The following is a 21580-nucleotide window of genomic DNA, read 5'->3' as shown; positions in this document are numbered from 1 at the left end:
GATGATACCCTTTGGCCACCATTTGACACCTTAGACTTTGCGGTTCTCACCACCTTTGAATCATTGAACCAAACAAATGTGGTATGAGACGATTTATAGAACAGTTATGTACAACGGTTGGCCAAAAATGGAACAACGGACTTTGGCAGATGCCTCTGACAATGGGATCTTTACGGGTAGCGATATACGGTATGGTATTGGATTCGGACCGGTTTGGAATTGATTACATCATCCGCAACAGTTGGAAGGACCATAATTTGTTAAACAAACCATTATTTGACATTATATTCCATAAAACTTCCAATGCTATAAATACATTGGGACTATTCTTCATTTTTGGAATACTTTCTTGCAGTGCCCAAGATTATCAGGTAACACTTTCGGTCAACACCAATGCACTGGACAATGTCAATAAAGCTGCCGTGGTGGGTAACATATCGCCACTGTCATGGGACAAGGACTATCCAATGACTGACGAAGATGGTGACGGCATTTACCAAGTTACGATTCCGTTCAAGACTTCAAAACGAGCATTGCAATTCAAATTTAAAGTGAATGATGAGTTAGAACTTCAAGGTTCCAATAACAGAGCACTTGGGTTTAATGATCCAAGCATAACAAAAGATTACGTATTTAACGAATTCAACTTTTATGACAAGGAAAAAGTGGTCTCGCTGACATACACCAGCGAACAGATTGAAGAAGACGTGGACATTCTAAAAAAGATAATACAACACGTACATCCTGCCATTTACAAGTTCAGGGATTCGGTCAGCTTGCAAAACGATTTTAAGCTGCTAGAGGATAGTTTAAAAGCAAATCCCAGTTTGACCAATGCTTATGGCGCCATTTCAAAAACAGTGGCAAAAGTTAAGTGTAGCCACACATTTACAAACCCATGGAATCAGGGATATGTTGTAGGACGGGCATTGTTTTCGCAACACGACAAAATTCCTTTTACGTTTAACAGAATAGGGAAAAGGCTATTTATTGATAAAAATGCATCAGAAAACAACGAATTAAAAAAAGGGCTCGAAATTTTAAGTATAAATGGAGTTTCTACTGACCAAGTGTTGTCAAAATTGGCGCATTATATAACCTCAGATGGCAGTAATTACGAAAAGAAACTTGAAAGGCTTTTGGTAACCGGCGAGGAAAAATTCTCATTATTCGATATTTTCTTTCCTATCGAATTTGGAAGTGCAAAAACATTTCAACTTCAGTTAAAAGATATCAGTTCACAAGAAACTTTTGAAGCAACGGTAAAGGCAATATCCAAAACCAATAGAACCAGAAGATTGGTTCAGCGTTATGGTGAATTGGCCATATCATTACAAGAGGGGTGGAATTTTGAAATCATAAACAACAATACTGCCAAACTAGCCATAAAGTCTTTTGCAGTTCACCGTAATGAATTTGATTGGAAAGGGTATTTGGATAATGTTTTTAAAGAACTTAATGAAAAATCCATTGCAAATTTCATAGTCGATATAAGGGGAAACGAAGGTGGACAAGGCGAGGTTGGCGAATATATTCTGGAACGGATAATTGAGAAGCCCCTGCAAATGCCACCCATGCAAGCTTCGGTCAGATATGTTACGATTCCCATAGAGTTCAAAAAACATATCAGTACCTGGGACAAGTTTCCATATGATTTCAGCGGCAAATACTCCCATGAGCAAAATGGCAGATATATGCTGAAAGAAAAGTATTCGGTAAAAGGAAAAACGTACAAACCCAAAAAAGATGGGTTTAAAGGTGATGTTTACTTGATGATAGATGCGTCCAACAGTTCCGCAACACATCTTATGGCCATGTATGCCAAAAAATTGGACAATGTAACCCTAGTTGGACAAGAAACAGGTGGAAACAAAATGGGCACAAATGGAAGTTTCATTTTCTTTTTACGGTTGCCAAACACGAAAATAGTGGTGGATATACCAGTAGTAAACATGTATGTCCCTACTGGTGAAGTGCCATTGGATGGAGGTGTTAAGCCTAATATGATGCTAAACAAGAATCCATATGATTTAGTAAAAGGGGTGGACACGGAATTAAATGGCGTATTAGAACTAATTAAAACAAAATAACCATGAAACAATTGATTACACTGGTAATAGTACTGACCAATATAGCTAGTATTGCGCAGACAAAAGGAAACAAAAAAATCGTGACCAAAACCTACGCCATACAGAATGTGGAAAACTTCGTTTTGGATATGTACGCAGAAGTTGTTATAGACTGTGGAACCAAGGAGTCATTGACCATAACCATTGATGAAAACCTATTGGATTTGGTTGACAAAAAAGTTAAAAACTCTACTGTTCATTTAAGCCAATTAAAATGGATTGAGCCTTCCAAAAGGGTAAAAATCAAAATTATTGCACGTAAACTTAAAAGGTTGGAAGTGGACACACATGAAACTGTAAGGCTTTCAAATGTAAATAGAGATAGTTTGGAATTGACTGCAACCATTGGGAAAATCAAAGTCGCCGGCAATGTTAAGCACCTTAGTATCATTGCAAAACACGGTGCCGTGGATGCCACTAACTTGATTGCCAAAAATGCAGATGTCCATATAACTGGCAGAGGTAAAGTTGCTTTAAACGTAACAGACAGATTAAGTTCAGAAATTGATGAAGATGGTGTGTTGGTTTTAGAAAATGAACCCAAATTCAAAACCATTAAGCAAAATAATTTGACTGAAAAACAAAGATTTCTTCCCAAAGAAAACCTTCAATGGATAAACCTTAAAATCAAAAACAATTCATGGAATAGAAACAAGTTTGTGGTAATTGGTCCCAAAAAAGATGGAGGGCACTTTAGTTATGGGTTTGCTATGTTTCCCGGGACCGTCAAAAAAGAACGCTGGAGTATTGGCACTAAAGTTTATAGGGACAAAGGTATAGGTGTAAAAGAGTATTTAGTCACTGTCCGTGAGGACAACAAGAATGGTGTGCTAAAATTATTCAAAGATTGACATGAAATTTCGCGATAAACTCATTGAAAGAATTAAAACCATTAATACAAATATATTGGTTGCCGGGAGTGCGCTATTTGTTAGTGTCTGTGCACTTTTTATCTCAACTCAGGAGGTACGTATCATGCGCACGCAACAAAAAGCCACTATGTATCCTTACGTTACCATAGGGTGGACTTATGCAGGAAAAGGTTTTGGGGTGCAAATTAAAAATAGTGGCAATGGATTGGCAAAAGTCCATTCATACAAAGTGTACAATGATAGTATTTATTTTAAAGAATGGTTCGATGTAGTAAGCACGCTAACTCCAGAAGTAAAAAACATAGACTATAGTTTGATAAGCACTTCGGGAAACATAAGGAATGAAATGATCGGTCCAGGAGAAACAAAAACCCTAATATTCCTAAAATGGACTCCGGAAACCCGGTTTTTGGAAAAAAAAATACGGGACATCAAAGTCAGTGTCTGTTATTCTTCCTTGCTAAATGAATATTGGCTTATTGAAGATGGTGCCCCTAACCAAATAGATTCCGAATGCGAATTAAATAAAAATGAAGAGTTCGATATCTAAGATATCTTAAACAAAGCCAATGGAAATTACTTTTCCCACCTCTTCGCTTTTGCCGCCTTAACAATCTTTTTATTAATATTACTGTACCGCCTTTTCTAATTTTGCCTTGTGAATCTATGGATCTGCAATCACAATTATTGTTCTTTTTTAGTGCCCTGGGAGCATTTAACGGGGTATTGATGGGTCTTTTTTTTCTTTTTCATGTGAGACCAAAACATAAAAGTCATCTGTTTTTGGGCTTGCTCTTACTTGCTCTGAGCGTGCGTGTAGGAAAATCGGTCTTCTTTTTCTTTAACTATGATTTAGCAGATATCTACATACAAATTGGATTGTTCGCTTGTTGGTTCATTGGTCCCTTTCTATATTTTTATGTAAAGTCCGCATTGATGGTCTCCAAAGACCTGGCCAAGGAAACCAGATTACATTTCGCAATATTAATACCTGTCGCCCTTGCTTTGTTCTTATTGTTTCCCCGAAGCAACTACGAGAAGTTATGGATTAGTTGGTTTTTTGATTTTATTTATCTTCAATGGATTGCATACGTCGTTATTACCGGCTTTTTAATAAGGAAAAATTTTCATAAGATCTCCAAAGCTCAAGGAGTGCTGCCCTCCTTTAAATTTTGGTTCTTGAGCGTATATATTGGTAATGCAATTATTTGCATAGCCTTTAATACGGCAAGTTACACCTCTTACATTGTGGGAGCTCTATCTTTTTCATTTGTTTTTTACCTTCTCATAGTATTGTTGCTATTTGCCAAAAAGCGCAACCAATTACTATTTTTAGTTCCTCCGAGGAACCGGGAGAAGCGAATTGATGGTGAAAAAGCAGCACACTTGATAACCAAGCTGGAAAGGTTGATGGAAGAAGAAGAATTGTACAAAGATGCCAACCTTACGATGCCCAAAGTTTCGGAGCGACTCAAAATACTCCCTAACAAACTCTCACTTTTGCTGAACGACAATATGAATGTCAGTTTTGCTGATTATGTGAACGAAAAACGCATCACATCTGCCCAAAGACTAATAAAACAACATAGTAGTCATTCCTTTGAATCCATCGGATATGACTGCGGATTCAACTCCAAATCAGCCTTTTATGTCGCTTTTAAAAAGCACACGGGAACTACACCCGCGAAGTATCGAAATTCACAATCCGAGGTGAATCTTTAGTTCCTAGATTATAATTCAGTATTCCTGAATTATTACCAGAAATCTTTTTTTGTACAGTTCGTGCTTAATTGTGTTGAAATTTCAGAACATGAAGAAAACAATACAATGGCTATGCATTTTCATTTTACTTGGATGCCAACCATCAAGTAAAAAACAGGAGGGTACTGGGGAATCTGTTTTAGATGGCATACAACAAAAGCGCATCCTTTTCATAGTCAGCAATGCACATCATTACGGAGATTCAGAAATAGAATGCACCAACCATTTCCCTGAAATCATATATGCTTATGAAGAATTTGCAAAGCACGGATATGCGGTGGACTTTGTAAGTCCAAAAGGAGGAGAGGTTGCTGTGGGCTATATCTACAGTTCCGATACAATCACCAAAAAATATCTCTATGATGCCGAGTTTATGAACCAATTGCAACGGACCAAGGCGCCACATGAAATTGATTACACGACATATAATGCCGTTTATTATACTGGGGGAGGAAGTGCCATGTTCACTGTTCCTTATAGCAAAGAGATTCAGACCATTTCAATGAATGTTTACGAAGAGAACAAAGGGGTCATCTCAGCCATCTGTCACGGCACCGCAGGAATGGCCAACCTCAAAAGAACGGATGGCACTTATTTGGTTTCAGGGAAAAAAATCACCGGATTCCCTGATTTATTTGAAGACAAGAACGCCGATTACTATCAAGAGTTTCCATTCTCAATCCAAGAACAAATTATTGAAAATGGAGGTGATTTTAAGTATTCGGAGGAAGGATGGGATGGTTTTTACCTGCAAGACGGTAGGATAGTAACCGGACAAGACCCAACCGGCTCTGGCCTGGTGGCACAGCGAGTAATCGAGATTTTGGAAAATCAAAACATAAATTAAGCCATAATGAAAACATCAAAATATATCCTTTTACTAATAGTAACTTTTAAAACATATGCCCAAAACATATCCACTCTTGATCCTGAACAGGAAAAAAAAGTTGATAAAATATTTGAGGATGCAGGTTGGAAAATGCCCCACACAGCGGGTATTGCATTTGCCATCATAAAAGACGGGAACGTAGTCTATAAAAAAAGCTTTGGCGCTTCGGATATTGAGAATAAAATCCCTATCACCTCGCGAACACGGTTTAATCTTGCACATACATCGGTCCATTTCACGGCATATGCCATGCTAAAATTGGTAACAGAGGGTAAAATTAGTTTGAAGGACGATGTTAGAAAACATTTGGAACCCTTAAGCAATTTTGACCAAAAAGTTACTTTGGAAGATTTACTGAGAAGCTCAAGCGGTATATATGATCATGATGTGCTGCTGGGAATTTGTGGTTGGAGCCCCACAGACAATTTTTCCCAAAATAACATCTTAAAACTAATTTCATTACAAAAAAACCCGGTGTTTGAACCCGGCACAGCGTACACCCGGTCGGACACCAACTTTGTGCTATTGGCAAGATTGATAGCCAAAATATCGGGCAAAAGCTTTAAGGCTTACATGGAGGGGGATATTTTCATTCCACTCGGGATGAATGACACCTTTGTGCGAACTAATTCAACCAGCCTGGATGATAGGATAGCCAAAGCTTACCGCAATCAAGACGAAAAGATTTTCGGCAATGAATCAAGGAACGAATTATCAGGAAATAATAATATTTTCTCATCTATTGAAGATTTGATCCTATGGGAAAAACACCTTGCAAATAAGAATGATGAGCACAAACAAATCATTGACCTAATGGATACATCTGTTACATTGGATGATGGCAGAACTAATAGCACAAGTTGGGGCGACCTCACTTTAGGCCAGTTATACGGACATAAAGAAAGAGGTGTATTCTCAACCTACATAGTTGGAAGTTTGGGGGGACACGACAGTTCAATTTTTAAATTCCCGAACCAAGATTATGTTGCCATCGCGCTAAGTAACGATGGCAATGGTTATAATGGCTATACAGGGGTAATTGCTGCCCACAATATATTGGAGCAGCACTTTACCGAACCTGAGACCGTCGATTTTAGTACGATAAAGACCAAAAAAATACATGCCCGTGACCTAAAAAAACACGAGGGATTTTACTGGGATCAAGAAGGAGAACTTACTAGAGAGATAAAGGTCGTTGATGATACCTTACGATATATCAGATCTAGTGAAAATATAACGCCGTTGATTCCATTGGATAGCGGCAAATTTCAAATGAAAATGCGTTTCGACGATAAGGTGTATGTCAATTTCCCAAAGGATGATCCCAACACTATGTTTTACGAATATTTTGGTGCTAAACCTATAGAATTTGAAAAATATAAACCGATAACGTACAACGCACAAAACTTCAAAAATAAACTAGAAGGAACATATTATAACAAAGAGTATGGTGTGGTATTCAAGGCTAGAGCAGCAAAAAATGGTTTGGTGTTGAGCAATGCAAAAATTGGGGATATGGTTTACCTTCCAATAAAACCCACCTTGTTTTTAGGCGATAAATGGTTCATGCGGAGTATAGAATTCTCCAAAGACGACAATGAAAACATAACAGGGTTTTATGTAAGAAATGATGCAATCAGGAATTTATGGTTTAAAAGAATCTAGATGAGAAGAGTTCTACTGATATTCCATCTGTGCTTTGGTCTTTTTGCATTAGGTCACAACGGTAAAGTGGCCTACGTAAATGCCCACAATATAATCGTGGATGGCAAGTTCGCCGATTGGAAGGCTATAGGCCATAAGGTGATCATTGGAAAAAATCCGCATGATTTTTATGGGACCCTTCAGTTTGCTTGTGACTATGACAAGCAATTGTTATCCATAGGTTTTATGGTGAACGACAACCACTTCATACCAAAAGAAGTGCTCGAGATATATATCAATGCCGGCCATTATAAACGTGCACCGAGTAACCTCATGTTAAAGTTTGAAGGTGATCAGTTTGTTCTTTTCAAACACGACATCTTTAAAGATCCTGTACATGCGAAAATTTCGAAAAATGACGTCTCCCATAAAATTTTGAAAAGTGGAAACCAAAAATACTATGAAATCCAGATAAAGCTAGGGGGGTATTTACGTCCCTTGAAAACTATTGGTTTTGACCTGTTGTATATCGATGAGGACAAAAATGAGGATACGGAATATCTAAACTGGGGCAAGGGTTATTACGGATTTTTAAAAGAATACAATAGCGGTCAATTGGGGGATTTGGTCCTGCTCCAAAAAGACACGGAATTACTGCACCTAACCGGGAATGTAAAATGGAAAGACAAATATATTCAAGAAACTATAGATGAACTTATGTTTTCATCAAAAGAAAACCCTGATTTATGGGTGATCGCAGCAGTGGATTCCTTTGGAAATTACTCCGTAAATCTACCCAAAGGGGAATACCAAATATCATCGGCATATAAAATATCCAATCCTTGGGCAAGCTGGGGAGAGCAAAACCAGTTTCGGATTGACGAGACAAAAAATGTTGAAGTCGATTTACAATCCAATCTGAAGGCAAACTTATTAGAACTAAAAACTTTTTCAGTGCCAGATTTTTTGATTCCAAAAAAAGGAATATTAACATACAAAAATGGTTTGGACACCAATAGGGTAGATGCTTTTGTGACAACGTATTTAAACTATTTCAATGTACCTGGAGCGTCTATCGCCCTGATAAAAGAAGGTAAGCTAGCTTACTATAAAACCTTCGGTGTGCAGAGTACTTTAACCAAGTTACCTGTTAATAAAAAGGTCGTGTTTCAAGCGGCATCTGTCACCAAACCCGTTTTTGCCTTTATTGCAAACCGGCTAGTTGATAACGGTATTCTGGAATTGGACAAACCCCTCCATGAGTATCTCGTTTTTAAAAATATAGAGCATGATCCTCTCTACGAGGGGATGACGGCGCGTCATGTGCTTTCACATCAATCTGGATTGCCCAACTGGGCCTGGGGAGGACCAAATGGATGGATGGACGGTCAAAAGACAGATTTGCTATTTGCCCCTGGTAAAGGTTATGGGTATTCTGGAGAGGCTTTTCAATATTTGGGAAGGGTGGTTGAAAAAATCACAGATAAAAATTTAGCCCAGTTGCTTCAGGAAGAAGTAATTGAACCGCTCAATATTCCCCAATTATATCTTAACGGCAATGATAGCATAAGCATGGTGCAGGGGCATGTGCAAAATTACCCTACCTACTACGATATGGTCGATGAGCCAGGAGTGGCTCACAGTCTGCTTACGGAAGCATACAATTTCTCTTATTTTGTCAATGCCTTGATAAACCGTGAAGGACTCTCAGAGAAACAGTATGATGCAATGTTCCATACAGAGGTTTTAACGGGATCGAGAACCGATAAACTTCCCTACTGGAATCAAGGATTGGGTCTGGGCTTTTTTACACAGGACACTGCTTTAGGGAAAGCAATAATGCATGGAGGCAGTAATGGTGATTTTCAGAGCGAATTTGTGATCTTCCCTAAGCAAAAAATGGGCTTCGTGATGTTCACCAACAGCAACACGGGGCACAAGTTGGGCCAAGCTTTAGGTAGGTTTTTATTTTATGGAAGGAATTAGAACCGAAGATTTCAAAAAGAAGAAATGACAATATATAAAAGGATTGATTCAAAAATAGGTCTTGCGGTTACAATAGGGATTATATTACTGTTTTTATCCTGTTCCAATTCTGATGAAATTGTTGTTGACAAAGACAGAATTTATTTCAATGTAATAGTAAATGACACCCTAATAAAAAATGGCGAAGTTGCCTACTATGGGGATTTATTGGATGATAAAAAAATTATCAAGTTCGAGGTGTACAATGACCTTGGCTACCTAAGAGAACAAATCAGAATTCGAAATATTGATTTGAAAACTGGAAAAGTCCCTTTATATTTTGAAGAAAGAGGAAGCGAACAACCAGTTTTACCAACAGCCTATTTTGACCTCGCCTATGGAGATGGCGATGTATTTGGAGAAGGTTATGATGTTCTTGAAGATAAAGATTTTGAGAATTATATTATCATAGATGCAATATCTTCAGATAGCACCAAAATTAGAGGTAGTTTTCAGATAAAGCTAAAACTGTCAGAAAAAAGTGTTGACTTAACCGAGCAATCCATTTATGGCAACGTTATTGTATTATCCCAAGGCGAGTTTTATTTAAAAAAGATATAACGCTCCCTCGTCTTTGGTCTCTAACCCAATAGATTTAAATAATGGAGTATTGAACATATTTAGTATAGTGAAAATGGAAAACTTCCCTTGTGTTAATATTAAGTGGACATTTTGAAAAAATTGAACAGTGTTCTTCTTGTAATTCTTTTCTGTTACAAAGGCTTGGATAGTCACGGTCAAACCATAACAGGAATAATAACAGATGGGCTGACAGGAGAAAAATTACCTTATGTTCACGTAGGTGTAAAAAATACATCCAAAGGTGTTATATCAAAAAATGATGGTTCTTTTTTTATTGATTTGGATGGAATTGGAAAAGATGAACGTCTTTTCTTTTCAATGTTGGGTTATGAAGAATTTTCTGTTTCGATCGGCAAAATTGAAAATTTAAATATTAAGGTGGTGCTGCAACCTTCAACAATTTCACTTACTGAGGTTGTGGTGAATCCCAGAGAAAATGGATTTAAAAAAATCAAACTGGGCAACTATAAAAATTCAACCACGACTACGGGTAAATCCGGAAATGAAGAATTTGGCTGGGGAGGGGAATGGGGAATTGTATTGCCCAAGTCAAAAGAAGAATATAAGATTAAGAACATAAAATTTCATTTGAGAGAAAACACTGCAGACAGCATTTTATTTCGGGTTAATGTTTATCGAGTGCTTGATAAGTTAAGTTTTGAAAGCATATTGAAAAAACCGGCGTATGTTACCTCAAAAAAGCACGATCACTGGATTACATTTAATATGATTGACCAAGATGTTCGGGTTGACCATGAAATACTGGTCACTATGGAATGGGTACGTGTTTGGTATGCCAAAAAAGGTCAGAATCTAATATTTTTCTCACATTCAAAAAATAAAAGACATAAAGTATTGCATAGGGATAATAGCTTTGGAAAATGGCAGGTCAACAAAAGACCTCCTTTGGCAATCTATCTTAATGGCTTGATAGAAAAGTAACGCCTATGAGGACCCCGACGGTTAACATATAAACCCCAAACCAATTGATTATAAATTGTATATGAACATTCAAGATAAAATGTTGGGTGAAAGCAATGACCCAACCGCATTCGAAAAGGCAAAAGAATACGCTATAAAGTATATGAGCAATGTCGATAGTTCGAGGGTCTATCCAAATGACTATGAGATTGATGCTCTGAAGGTTTTTCACGTCCCTTTGACTAATTTGCCCTCCACGTCTGTAGAGGTACTGGACGCCCTGGCCACCATCGGAGTAAAAGGAACGGTAGCCCAGACCGGGGGGCGTTATTTTGGCTTTGTGAACGGAGGAGCGGTACCTGCATCGTTACCCGTTAAATGGCTGGCAGACGTTTGGGACCAATGCGGAGGTTTGTACCTTACCTCACCTATAAATGCCGAATTGGAAATTGTATGTGAAAGATGGCTTAAGGAGCTGTTCAATTTACCTCCTGAAACAATTGCCGGTTTCGTAAGCGGAACCTCCATGGCCAATTTAAGTGCTTTGGCCGCGGCACGGTTGCATTTATTAAAAAAACAAGGCTGGCATGTCAATGAAAAAGGACTTAATGGAGCACCAGCACTAAGAATAATTGCACATGATCAAATACATGCCAGCATAAAGAAGACATTGGCAATGCTTGGTTATGGTAAAAATAGTATCGAATGGATTCCTTCCGATGATCAAGGAAGGGCAATCGTTCATCAAATACCCAAATTAGACCATACGTGCTTGGTACTCCTGCAAGCAGGGAACGCCAACACCGGTTCTTTTGATGATTTCAATACAGCGTGTGACTTAGCCAATGAAGTTGGTGCCTGGACACATATAGATGGAGCTTTTGGATTGTGGGCCGCTGCCACAAAAAAACTATCCTATCTAACGGATGGTATGGAAAAAGCCTGCTCTTGGGCGGTCGATGGACATAAAACCTTAAATACACCCTACGATTCTGGAATAGTGCTTTGCAGACACCCACAATCGTTAATAGGAGCATTACAAGCCACTGGTGAATACATTCTGTATAGTGAGAAAAAAGATCCTTTGTTGACGACCCCTGAACTTTCAAAACGTTCCCGTGCCATTGAATTATGGGCAACTATGAAATCATTGGGAAAACATGGAATTGATGAAATGGTGTTCGGCTTTCATCAACATGCTAGACAACTGGAAAAAGGCTTACGAAATATCGGATATACCGTATTAAACGAGGTAGTGTTCAATCAAGTTTTGGTGAGGTTTGAATCTGATGAAAAAACAAATAAAATTATTGATTATGTTCAAAACTCTGGAGTTTGTTGGGTAGGTGGAACCACTTGGAAAGGAGAAGTTGCCATTAGGATAAGTATCTGTTCGTGGAGAACAACAACGAAGGATATTGAAATGAGCATTGAAGTTTTTGGCAAAGCATTGGAAGCTAAGGGGATGGAATCATAAAAAGAAATCTTTTGGGTACAATAAATTTTGAAAATCAAAAAGTAGAGTGGTTGCAAGAGTTGTTTGAATTCTTGTCAATACCATCCATTAGTACCGATTCAGCCTACACAGGGAGTATTGAAGATGCAGCAGATTTTGTTCTTTCTTCTTTAAAAAAAGCGGGTTGTACGAAAACCAGCAAAATAACAAGATATGGAAACCCTTTGGTTTATGGGGAATATATCAAAGATAAATCCTACCCTACAATTTTGGTTTATGGACATTATGACGTACAACCTCCCGGAGATGAAAAATTATGGAATCATGGCCCTTTTGTGCCATATTTAGAAGCTACCAAATTACATCCACAAGGGGCTATTTGGGCAAGGGGTGCATCAGATCAAAAAGGACAATTGTTCATTCACATTAAGGCATTTCAATATTTGGTTCAATACAACCAACTCAACTGTAATATCAAATTTATTGTAGAAGGAGAGGAGGAAATAGGTTCAATAAATCTGCACACATTTGTAAAGGACAATAAAGAACTTCTCGCATCGGATATTGTGTTAATTTCAGATACCGCATTTGTGGAAAAAGATGTTCCCACAATAACAACGGGCTTGAGAGGATTCACCGGCCTTGAAGTAAGTCTAAAAACAACAGAAGATGATTTGCATTCTGGACTGTTCGGCGGAGCATTTATAAACCCAGTTTTTGAGCTTTGTAGGTTGGTGGCTGGGTTAAAGGATGAGTATGCCAAGATAAAGATTGATGGATTCTACGAAAATGTACTGGAAATGGACGACAAAGGCAGAGCTATACTCAATCAATATCCTTTGAAGATTCGTGGAAAGGAAAAGAGGTTTCTTAATGGAGAAAATGGATACAGCTCGCTTGAACATGTTTCAATAAGACCATCCCTGGATGTACATGGGATACAAGGGGGATTTATGGAAAAAGGAATCAAGACCATCATTCCATATAAGGCTTCAACCAAAATTTCGTTGCGTTTGGTCGCAAACCAAAATGCAAAGGAAATACAAGAGAAATTAATAGCTTACTTTCAAGAAAATGTGGCTGGTAATATCACCATAAAAATCTTGAAGCTGCCATGTGCAGAGCCATATCACATAAATAGTAACAATAAATGGTTGAGCATAGCAAAAAAAGCGCTAAAAGAAATTTATCAAAAGGATGTTTATGAGTTGAAAAGTGGTGGAAGTTTACCTATTGCGGGTACTTTTGAAAAAGAGCTTGGCAGCAAGTCAATTCTAATTGGTTTTGGATTAAATTCAGATAATGTTCATGGAGTCAATGAACATTTTGGGATTTCAAATTTTTACAATGGGATAAGAACTATGATTTCACTTTATGAAAGCTATTCAGCAGTCCACAGCGGCTAACTATTTATATAGAGCAATCGTAAGTTTAAATTATTCCTTACTCTTGACCTATTCAATCGAATTTATATCTCTGTATTCTATAAATCTTTCATTGGAACACACCATTTTGAGTTCAGTTTAGAGTTAGGTCAATCAGTCTGGAAAATCAGCGTGAAATTTTGAAAAATAATGTATCCAGGTAATTTTTTGAATCCATCCATCCTAATCTTGTAAGCCCTTTCTCGAAATTTGCCTATATTTAAAATCAATTGATGTTCTTTCGGTTTTTGGGATTTTGAGGCGACCAATTCGGTTACCAGCAAAGGATTGTAACACGTAAGAAATTGTTTTTCAGTATGATAAAATCAAGGTTTGGGACCCGTCCAGACCGCAAGATAGAGCCTCACATTAGTGGGGCTTTTTTGTTTAAAGACTATTATCAAGTTAAGTACTTTGCTTTTCTTCAAAAGATTTCAAATTGTCTTTTTTAAGGGAATCTCTACTCCACAAATGATTTTCCAGCAATACGCGGTATATGAGTGCCCTTTTAAACTATCGTTCCCCTAAATCGAACAGTGAGATTATCGCTCTATGATCGGAATTAAAAAAACCTCCTAAAGGGTCTTCCAAAATAATTTTAGAACCTTTCGCCTCAATTTTTTCACCTCTATAGTATATGTAATCTATCCGGTCTGAAATTACTCCGTCAGAAAGAAATCCCCATGTACCTTGCATTGTGTCTTCAGGTGCCGGATTGGCCTTCCTGAACGAATCCACAAATGCATTACTTTCCATAACCTTGCTTACCGGCCATTCAATAACCTTTCCAAAATGCCATTGCTTTGTACTCTCCACCCAATCCAAATGGGAAGCAGAATTAAAATCCCCTCCCATAATTATTGGAGTCTTCATATCAACAGCTAGATCATTAACTTCTTTCAATATAGCCTTGATCTCCTTTACCCTAGTCAGTTTCTCTTCAGATATCATTTGTTCTGGGGTATGTGTTGGATACATCTTAAAGGTATCCGGAAGATAATCCAGCCAAATGTTAAAACATAGTACTTTTTTTCCTTTCACATCCAGTACCACACCCTGACTATTGAAAGGCTTATATACATTGAGGGTATCTATAATGGGAAACTTACTATGGATAGATAGGTTGGAACTGCTTCGCCAAGAGTAAGGATAACCTGCTTCGCGTGCAATTTCCATTCCACAACAATACGTCTCTTGTATTAAAAGCACATCTGCCTGATTTGCCTTCAGTACTTTTAGAACGTTTTGAGTATTGAGGGTGTCTTTTTTGAATTCTTCACTTCTCTTTCCATGCAATCCACCATGCCATATGTTCCATGTCATTACTTTGATTTCCTGACCCATTATGAGGGTACTGGTCAAAATCATAACAAAACAGCTAGCGCTTTTGAGCTTTCCAAATTTCAATTTCATCTTAATTTATTTTGTAAGGGCCCCTATTCATCCAAAAGTTCCAAGGTTACCAAATATGCGCAATGGTCGGAAGCATAGGTATCGGAAATGACCTCCTTATTCAGCACACGCCATCTATTTTTTGGATAGAACATGACATAATCTATTTTCACTCGTGGATTATCTGAAGGAAAAGTGGGTTCTGGATTGTCCTTGTCATAAGTGGCTTGCCACACTTCTTCCAAGGTATTGATTGGTCCACTACCGGGTTTCGCATTCAGGTCACCTACAAGAATTGTTGGATAATTGTTCTTGGAGAAAACCTCATTGATTTTTTTTGCTTGTATTTCTCTTCCTTCATTAGTTTCATGCGCAAAATGAGTGCCTACAAATGCAATCGTATCTTTTGAAGGCAATTCTGCAATAACTTCGGCTGCCGCTCTAGGTTCTTGCCCATCCAAGTAGGGCAAAGGTACATTTCTAGTGCTTAAAAAAGAGTATTTTGACAGTATACCTTCTCCGTATTCTCCTCCATCATAGTACATGGCCCGGGCAAAAATAGATGCCATTTTGGTTCTCCAACCCAATTCGGTAACCAGATCATACTTTTTTGACCTGTTCACCTTATAATCCACCTCTTGCATTGCTACAAAATCAGGGTCGGCATCCTTAATAAGTTTTGCCAAGACGTCCAAATTAAAGTCTCCCTTGGTGGTACGCCCTCCTAAAATATTGAAGGAAAGTACTTTTACCACTCTGTTATCATCTTTTTTTTCCTGTGCCGAAATAGGTAAAAAAACAAGGATTGACACAAGAACCAGTAGCATTTTTAATTTCATTTTTTTTATTTGTTTTGGATTGGTTAATTTATTTATTGATGTTTTGGCTTTAATTCACTTTGAACTTTGCAGTGATTCCCAAATGATCAGATGGATAACCTGAATGCTTAAACTTTCCCTGAAAGTCTTTGATTAGCATTCCTGCTTCAATCAATTTTAATTTAGTTCCCTTATAGTAGATAAAATCAATTCTGCTCTGCCCACTGGGAGATGTAAGGCTTGCATATTCCACAGAATCGGGATACAGCTCTCTATATGCATCAGTAAACCCTGCTTTTGTCATAAGTTTGCTATGCCCTGATTTGCCCATTCCATCATCCAAATGTGAAATTGAATTGAAGTCCCCTGCCCAAATCATGGGAGTGCTCCCGGCTTTTTTGACTAAAGTCTCCCATTTTTTTAAAGCTCCTTCCAAATCTTCCGGTTTGTTTCCATTGTACCAATTCGAAAACACTACTACACTTTTGTTTGCGGACAATCTTATCTTGGCCCCTCCGTTGTTAAATGCATAATTTTTTCCATAATTGGAGGCTTCTTCGATCATATAAACTTCTTCCATCGGAAATCGACTCATTATAGAAAGGTTAGCACCCCAAACTGCACCAATTGAGCTAGACGCTTCGTAATAATAATACCCTAAACTACTTGAAATTCTGGATCCTGCCCCGTAAGTTTCCTGCATTAGAACAATATCGGCATTGGAACGTTTAATTAGTTCAATAATCCGCTCTACACCATCAAAACCATCCCTGTCTTTCAAAAAATGGGTGCCTCCATGCCAAATATTCCAATTCAAGACAGTTAAAATATCATTTTGTATTTCAGGTTCCATTACATTTTTCAAATATCTAGAATACAGGTTTTTAACCTGTTCTCGAGATAAGGTCTTCCCCCATATCTGCACTTCGTCCACAACCCCAGGGAACGAATTATACCCATCAATACTTCTATTATTTCCTATTTGCAAAGGATTTTGGCTTGCAAAATCTTGATCTAATAAATCTCCAATGCTCAAGGTTGCTCTATTAACGCCATCGTAAAACAACCGTACTTCTTTGTGGTCTGCATCATGAGTAATACCAATCTGATGCCATTTTCCATCGGCAACTGGTTGATCAATAACTAATGGTTCGTAGTTATAATGTGATTTTCCATTTCCAAGATTCCACCCCCAACTTCCGTTAGTACTGTACAAAGTAAAACCGTTGTTTATTCTTCTTTTTCCATAGATTCCCATGTCTTCTTTCTTGAAATCGGCATTGGAAAGAACAATGGCAGTATCTTTTGAGATCACATCGGATTTTACCCAAAGGATTATCGAAAAGTCCTTCTGGTTGTTAAACCACCCAGCATCCAATTTCTTTAACTTGACACCGGAATCTGAATTAAACAAATCCAATCCTCGTCCACTAATCCCTTTAACATATTTCTGCTCTATGATAGAATCGCCAGATTCTGTAAAAGTGCTTTTTTCAAAATCCAAGTACAGTAACCTATCTTTCTTTTCTTGAGCGTAAACCGAATTGGGGATAAGTTGTATGGACCCAGTCAAAAAGACAAGGATGGAATAAATAAAGAATTGATGTTTTTTCATTACTGATACTAATCAGTTCAAGCTATATTTCAAGATATCCATCAACCTTTGGTCCATTTTTTTGGATGCCGCAATCGAATCTACCGTATCAAAATCCCTTTCATATAAAGCCAAAATTAAAGCTGAATTTGAGTTTTTATCTGACATTTTCTTGAGTTTTGACAACAATTCTTCTTTCTGGTTTGTCTTTCCTCCCTTTTCAAGTGCCAGTAAATTAAACAGAGAATTTGTGTTGGCAATGTTATTCCCTTCATGGTCGGCCACAAGTTCAAATTGTTTTTGCGCTTCAGCTCTTTTACCCAACTTTTGGTGGCAAAGTGCCAACAAATAGTTTGGCAATCTATCATCAGGATTGTATGGCGTTCCCACTCCCAAATTTTCCGGCCATAATTTAGCATCTTCCAAAAAGTCAATTGCCTTATCAAACTGATTTTTGTCCATATGCTGTTTTGCCAAATAAATGTGGGCCGAATTGTATATGTTTTTGCTTTCTGATGCATGTTCGAAGGGGAGAATATTCAGTTCGCCCAAAACAGAAATCGCCCTACGATAATCCCCGGTGGCAACCAACGCCTTTGCATAACTAAGACCTACATTGTAATTATTGGGAAACTTCCGAACTGACTTTTTGCCCATGGCAGCAGCTTCTTTGTTTTTGTCATTTTTCAGATAAAACAGCATAAAGTCATCCCAATTTTTCCAATAATTGTTGTTTAGATCCAAAGCTCTACTATAATCCTTTAGCTTATTTTCATAAGAAGCATTACCAAGAGTTTTGGCCCTAAACTTGTAAAAAGTATCATTGTCAGGCGAATCTCCACACTGTTCCAAAAGTGTACGTGCCTTCTCTTTTAATCCAACGGCCATATAGTTTTGGGACAGGTAATATTTAAACTTCCAATTATCATTTATGGAAGCAGCCCATTCCAATGCAGGAATCATTTCCCTACGGTATGGAAAAACGAAATTGGGAGAACCGCTCGCCAATTCTTGAATCAAAGCAGTGCTTTTATCTGTGTTTTTGCTTTTCAATAGGTAAGCTAGCAGCAATTTGGATTTACTATCCGCACCATTCAAATGCAACAATTCCATTGCGGTTTGATCTTGTCCCAGATTAAGGTATTCCAAAGCAAGTTCCAATAGGGTTTCTTCACCAAATTCATTTTGAACATTTGCCAAGATGGAATTCGCACTTCCTTGCTCAAATTGTATTCTCTCAAAAGTGGCAAAATGGCTTATCGGACTAATTTGATCAAGTTTAGTGAGCTGCTTGTTAAAAGCCTCTTTATTGTTCGACTTTCTGAAAGCAACCAATAAAACCTGCTTTGCATTTAAGTTATATTTATTAAAAGCCAAGGCTTTTTTGGCATATTCCACTGCCTTTTTTGTGTTGTCCATATGCAAATAAATCTCTGCCATCTGCGCAAAGGCAACGGAACGATATTGCACGGACCTAGCAGCCCACCCCAAAGATTCCAAAGCATTAAGGGCATCATTTTTGGCCCAATACGCAATCCCTGCCATATAGTTGGCGCCTGGATTGTAGGTATCCAGTTGCAACACCGTGTTGGCATGCTTCAAAGCCATATTGTATCTGGTTTTTCTGTATTCGGCTTCGGCCAAAAGAACCAATGCTCTAGGATGGGTTGCATCCAAGGCCAACAATTCAGACAATTTTTCATCGACCAAATCATATTCACGGTATTTTATGGCTTCTGAAGCTTCGTGATATAGTTTTTCAACATCGGACATTTGAACCTCTGGCTTATACACAAAATCTCTTTTGAGTAAAGTCTTATTCACTGATGTATATTGAATTTTATCTTTCCCTACATATATCTCAAGGGTATCGGTCGCCTTACAAGGGAATGTTTTTTCAAAAACCTGCATAGGTTCCATTTGAAGACTTTCGGTGGAAACTTCTTCTCCATTGATTAAAATCTGCAGGGACTCATTAAACGCCTGAAGGGCATTGATGCCCAAAACAGCACTACCGCCTTCACGTTCCACATTAAGAACACCAAATTCGGAAGCGGCTTCCATGCCCCCAATCTGCTTAATCGGAAACCATAGCTCTTGCCAAGAATCCATCATATATGGGTCAAAATTGGCTTGAGACACCGGGTTTTCCTCTCCTGGAAAGTATTGATTGAACAATCTTCCTGCCTGAAATTCGATATACTGACCATCGGTGTCCGTGAGCAAATCTTCCCATATGCCTCCTGCTCTTGAAAGTGCCCAAAGCCATAATTTTTGCCCAGGCATTTCTTCATAGGGTGATAAATGTCCAAAGCCTACATTGGAATCATGGTAGTATCCCCCAAAATAATTTTTATAATCCCCGACTATATGGTACGACTTTGAAGGTCCAAAATTGTTGTTTTTGTACATAGACAAGTCCCTACCTTCATCATCAATAGGCCATTTTTGCCATTTCCCGCCATGCTCCAAATAACCATTTCCTGGGATGAAGAATTCCAAATCATTGGTGGCCGGTGCAGCTCCTGTCATCCAATTGTAATAAGATTGATTTAAGGGAGTGCCATTATACCAAGAAGCATTGGTTTCAAAATAGGCCTTGTCCTTTTCCAACCTAATCTCTACCTGCCAATAGGTTCTGGAAGGAAGGTCGAGGTTGCCCACTACACAACTTACACTCCCGTCAGCATTCTTTTTGGTTGTGTAGTCGACAGGTGTTGCCGTACCGGGATGATGCCCAATTATCCCAAAATTGAATTCTATTCCACCAGAGGTCCATGGACCTCTCATTGCAATATTCCTGAATTTTACGACCCCATTTCTATACAAAAATTCATTGCCGGTACTTTTCTCAATGGCTCCCCATACCTTTCCTCCTATTTCGGGCAATACATATACTTCTATATATTCATTTTCCAGCTTGATTACCTTCCATCCTTTTTTTTGTGCAGTATGGGAGTAGCCCTCAAATTTGAAGTATGGAAATATCTTTGGATTTTCAGTCAGGATCGGCACAGGGTTCGGGGTTCCAAAACCATAGGTATCCAACTGTCGTACCTCTTCGCTAATGGTAGCGGATTGTGACATCAACAAACTGGGCAAGCAAACTAAAATTGCCAGGGTTCCGAGCATTTTTGACATTAACGAGCCTGTGATCTGTTCTAATTGCGTTCTCATTTGATAATGGGTTTAAATTGTCATTTTTTTTGAATCAATTCCAAGTGCATCAACAATGGCAAGTGGTCCGAAGCCATAGTTTCTGGTACGGCTTCAACAGCTATTACCTTCCATTTTGATTTTGGTCTTGGAAGTATATAATCGATTTGCTTTTTGGGCTGAACCACAGGAACTGTGAACAACTCCTTTCCCAAGTTTTCATACATCCATCCTTTTTCTTCAAGTAGTTGCATGGGTTCAGCATTTGGAACAACATTAAGGTCTCCGGTGAGTATCGCCAGGGGCACATGCTCTGCAAAAAAAGTTTGTTCAATTACTTCTACACTTGCATTTCTTGCTTCCTTGGAACCTATAGTTTCCAAATAGTCGAAATGCGTGTTCACAAATCTTATTTGGTCTTCTTTTCCTTTTAATCTTGAGATTTTCACATCCACACACATGGCTTCATATCTACTGCTACTTGCACTGGGAATGGACACGTTGCCTATATATTTGATGGGGTGTTTGGATAAAATAGCATCCCCGTAGAATAATTGTGAAGCTGGAACAGGAATTTCCAATAATCGATACAAATTTGGAGGCTCTATTTCAGTAGAAGCTCCGAAAACACCTTCCATGCCTGTCAACCTTGCAAGTTCTGCTACCATAATCGAATCACTTACTTCTTGAAGCCCCACAATATCCGGATCATATTTCTTGATCACCTTTGCAATACGATCCAGGTTTTTTTCTAAATCCATGCCTACTCCATAATGGATGTTGTAGCTGAGGATTTTAATGACCTGCTTTTCTCTTTTTGTGGCTTGAGCATTAGTGTTAACGATAACACTTATAAAAATCAACGTAAGCATCAGCTTCTTGAGCTTATGATTCTCCATCAAAATAAAATTCATCTA

16 protein-coding genes are annotated in these 21580 nt (G+C 38.2%); 11 read left to right on the top strand and 5 right to left on the bottom strand.

What is annotated here, in order from left to right; all coding sequences use genetic code 11:
- Nucleotides 1-83 precede the first annotated feature (83 nt).
- The 11 genes from ACULLG_RS05530 to ACULLG_RS05480 all read left to right on the top strand — a co-directional run bounded on the left by ACULLG_RS05530 (nt 84) and on the right by ACULLG_RS05480 (nt 13685).
- Nucleotides 84-2090: a S41 family peptidase gene (locus ACULLG_RS05530; RefSeq protein ID WP_452125772.1), complete on the top strand. Its 2007-nt coding sequence runs from the start codon at nt 84-86 to the stop codon at nt 2088-2090.
- Between the two features lie 2 nt (nt 2091-2092).
- The gene (locus tag ACULLG_RS05525; protein ID WP_452125771.1) at nt 2093-2980 is read left to right on the top strand and encodes a GIN domain-containing protein; all 888 of its coding nucleotides are present in this window, start codon (nt 2093-2095) and stop codon (nt 2978-2980) included.
- A 1-nt stretch (nt 2981) separates the two neighbouring features.
- On the top strand, nt 2982-3551 hold the full coding sequence (locus ACULLG_RS05520; protein ID WP_452125770.1) for a hypothetical protein: 570 nt from the start codon (nt 2982-2984) through the stop codon (nt 3549-3551).
- A 116-nt stretch (nt 3552-3667) separates the two neighbouring features.
- On the top strand, nt 3668-4723 hold the full coding sequence (locus tag ACULLG_RS05515) for a helix-turn-helix domain-containing protein (RefSeq protein ID WP_452125769.1): 1056 nt from the start codon (nt 3668-3670) through the stop codon (nt 4721-4723).
- 88 nt (nt 4724-4811) lie between these two features.
- Nucleotides 4812-5609 (top strand): type 1 glutamine amidotransferase domain-containing protein, encoded by a 798-nt coding sequence (locus ACULLG_RS05510; protein ID WP_452125768.1) that lies wholly within the window; start codon nt 4812-4814, stop codon nt 5607-5609.
- 6 nt (nt 5610-5615) lie between these two features.
- The gene (locus tag ACULLG_RS05505; protein ID WP_452125767.1) at nt 5616-7316 is read left to right on the top strand and encodes a serine hydrolase domain-containing protein; all 1701 of its coding nucleotides are present in this window, start codon (nt 5616-5618) and stop codon (nt 7314-7316) included.
- A complete protein-coding gene (locus tag ACULLG_RS05500) occupies nt 7317-9281 on the top strand; it encodes a serine hydrolase domain-containing protein (RefSeq protein ID WP_452125765.1) in 1965 nt (654 codons plus the stop codon).
- A gap of 24 nt (nt 9282-9305) precedes the next feature.
- Complete coding sequence (locus ACULLG_RS05495; protein ID WP_452125764.1) at nt 9306-9881, top strand: hypothetical protein; 576 nt, start codon at nt 9306-9308, stop codon at nt 9879-9881.
- 111 nt (nt 9882-9992) lie between these two features.
- Entirely contained in the window at nt 9993-10844 is an 852-nt protein-coding gene (locus tag ACULLG_RS05490) for a carboxypeptidase-like regulatory domain-containing protein (protein ID WP_452125763.1), read from the top strand.
- 61 nt (nt 10845-10905) lie between these two features.
- Entirely contained in the window at nt 10906-12300 is a 1395-nt protein-coding gene (locus tag ACULLG_RS05485) for a pyridoxal phosphate-dependent decarboxylase family protein (RefSeq protein ID WP_452125762.1), read from the top strand.
- 11 nt (nt 12301-12311) lie between these two features.
- Complete coding sequence (locus ACULLG_RS05480; protein WP_452125761.1) at nt 12312-13685, top strand: M20/M25/M40 family metallo-hydrolase; 1374 nt, start codon at nt 12312-12314, stop codon at nt 13683-13685.
- Between the two features lie 531 nt (nt 13686-14216).
- On the opposite strand, the gene ACULLG_RS05475 is transcribed toward ACULLG_RS05480, so the two are convergent.
- From ACULLG_RS05475 to ACULLG_RS05455, 5 genes are read right to left on the bottom strand one after another with little or no spacing between them, the layout of a single operon-like run.
- The gene (locus ACULLG_RS05475; RefSeq protein ID WP_452125760.1) at nt 14217-15116 is read right to left on the bottom strand and encodes an endonuclease/exonuclease/phosphatase family protein; all 900 of its coding nucleotides are present in this window, start codon (nt 15114-15116) and stop codon (nt 14217-14219) included.
- Nucleotides 15117-15139: 23 nt separating this feature from the next.
- On the bottom strand, nt 15140-15934 hold the full coding sequence (locus tag ACULLG_RS05470) for an endonuclease/exonuclease/phosphatase family protein (protein ID WP_452125759.1): 795 nt from the start codon (nt 15932-15934) through the stop codon (nt 15140-15142).
- A gap of 49 nt (nt 15935-15983) precedes the next feature.
- Nucleotides 15984-17528: a LamG-like jellyroll fold domain-containing protein gene (locus tag ACULLG_RS05465; protein WP_452125758.1), complete on the bottom strand. Its 1545-nt coding sequence runs from the start codon at nt 17526-17528 to the stop codon at nt 15984-15986.
- A gap of 12 nt (nt 17529-17540) precedes the next feature.
- Nucleotides 17541-20684 (bottom strand): DUF5107 domain-containing protein, encoded by a 3144-nt coding sequence (locus ACULLG_RS05460; protein WP_452125757.1) that lies wholly within the window; start codon nt 20682-20684, stop codon nt 17541-17543.
- Between the two features lie 20 nt (nt 20685-20704).
- Complete coding sequence (locus ACULLG_RS05455) at nt 20705-21577, bottom strand: endonuclease/exonuclease/phosphatase family protein (protein ID WP_452125756.1); 873 nt, start codon at nt 21575-21577, stop codon at nt 20705-20707.
- Nucleotides 21578-21580: the final 3 nt, after the last annotated feature.

The sequence above is a fragment of the Flagellimonas sp. 2504JD1-5 genome (assembly GCF_053618295.1).
Note: the sequence above shows the minus strand (reverse complement) of the source record. Positions and strands in the feature narration are given on the sequence as shown.

Bases quoted from the DNA above. Each gene is read 5' to 3' on its own strand.
- ACULLG_RS05530 (WP_452125772.1), top strand. From the start codon at position 84: ATGAGACGATTTATAGAACAGTTATGTACAACGGTTGGCCAAAAATGG.
- ACULLG_RS05525 (WP_452125771.1), top strand. From the start codon at position 2,093: ATGAAACAATTGATTACACTGGTAATAGTACTGACCAATATAGCTAGT.
- ACULLG_RS05520 (WP_452125770.1), top strand. From the start codon at position 2,982: ATGAAATTTCGCGATAAACTCATTGAAAGAATTAAAACCATTAATACA.
- ACULLG_RS05515 (WP_452125769.1), top strand. From the start codon at position 3,668: ATGGATCTGCAATCACAATTATTGTTCTTTTTTAGTGCCCTGGGAGCA.
- ACULLG_RS05510 (WP_452125768.1), top strand. From the start codon at position 4,812: ATGAAGAAAACAATACAATGGCTATGCATTTTCATTTTACTTGGATGC.
- ACULLG_RS05505 (WP_452125767.1), top strand. From the start codon at position 5,616: ATGAAAACATCAAAATATATCCTTTTACTAATAGTAACTTTTAAAACA.
- ACULLG_RS05500 (WP_452125765.1), top strand. From the start codon at position 7,317: ATGAGAAGAGTTCTACTGATATTCCATCTGTGCTTTGGTCTTTTTGCA.
- ACULLG_RS05495 (WP_452125764.1), top strand. From the start codon at position 9,306: ATGACAATATATAAAAGGATTGATTCAAAAATAGGTCTTGCGGTTACA.
- ACULLG_RS05485 (WP_452125762.1), top strand. From the start codon at position 10,906: ATGAACATTCAAGATAAAATGTTGGGTGAAAGCAATGACCCAACCGCA.
- ACULLG_RS05475 (WP_452125760.1), bottom strand. From the start codon at position 15,116: ATGAAATTGAAATTTGGAAAGCTCAAAAGCGCTAGCTGTTTTGTTATG.
- ACULLG_RS05470 (WP_452125759.1), bottom strand. From the start codon at position 15,934: ATGAAATTAAAAATGCTACTGGTTCTTGTGTCAATCCTTGTTTTTTTA.
- ACULLG_RS05465 (WP_452125758.1), bottom strand. From the start codon at position 17,528: ATGAAAAAACATCAATTCTTTATTTATTCCATCCTTGTCTTTTTGACT.
- ACULLG_RS05460 (WP_452125757.1), bottom strand. From the start codon at position 20,684: ATGAGAACGCAATTAGAACAGATCACAGGCTCGTTAATGTCAAAAATG.
- ACULLG_RS05455 (WP_452125756.1), bottom strand. From the start codon at position 21,577: ATGAATTTTATTTTGATGGAGAATCATAAGCTCAAGAAGCTGATGCTT.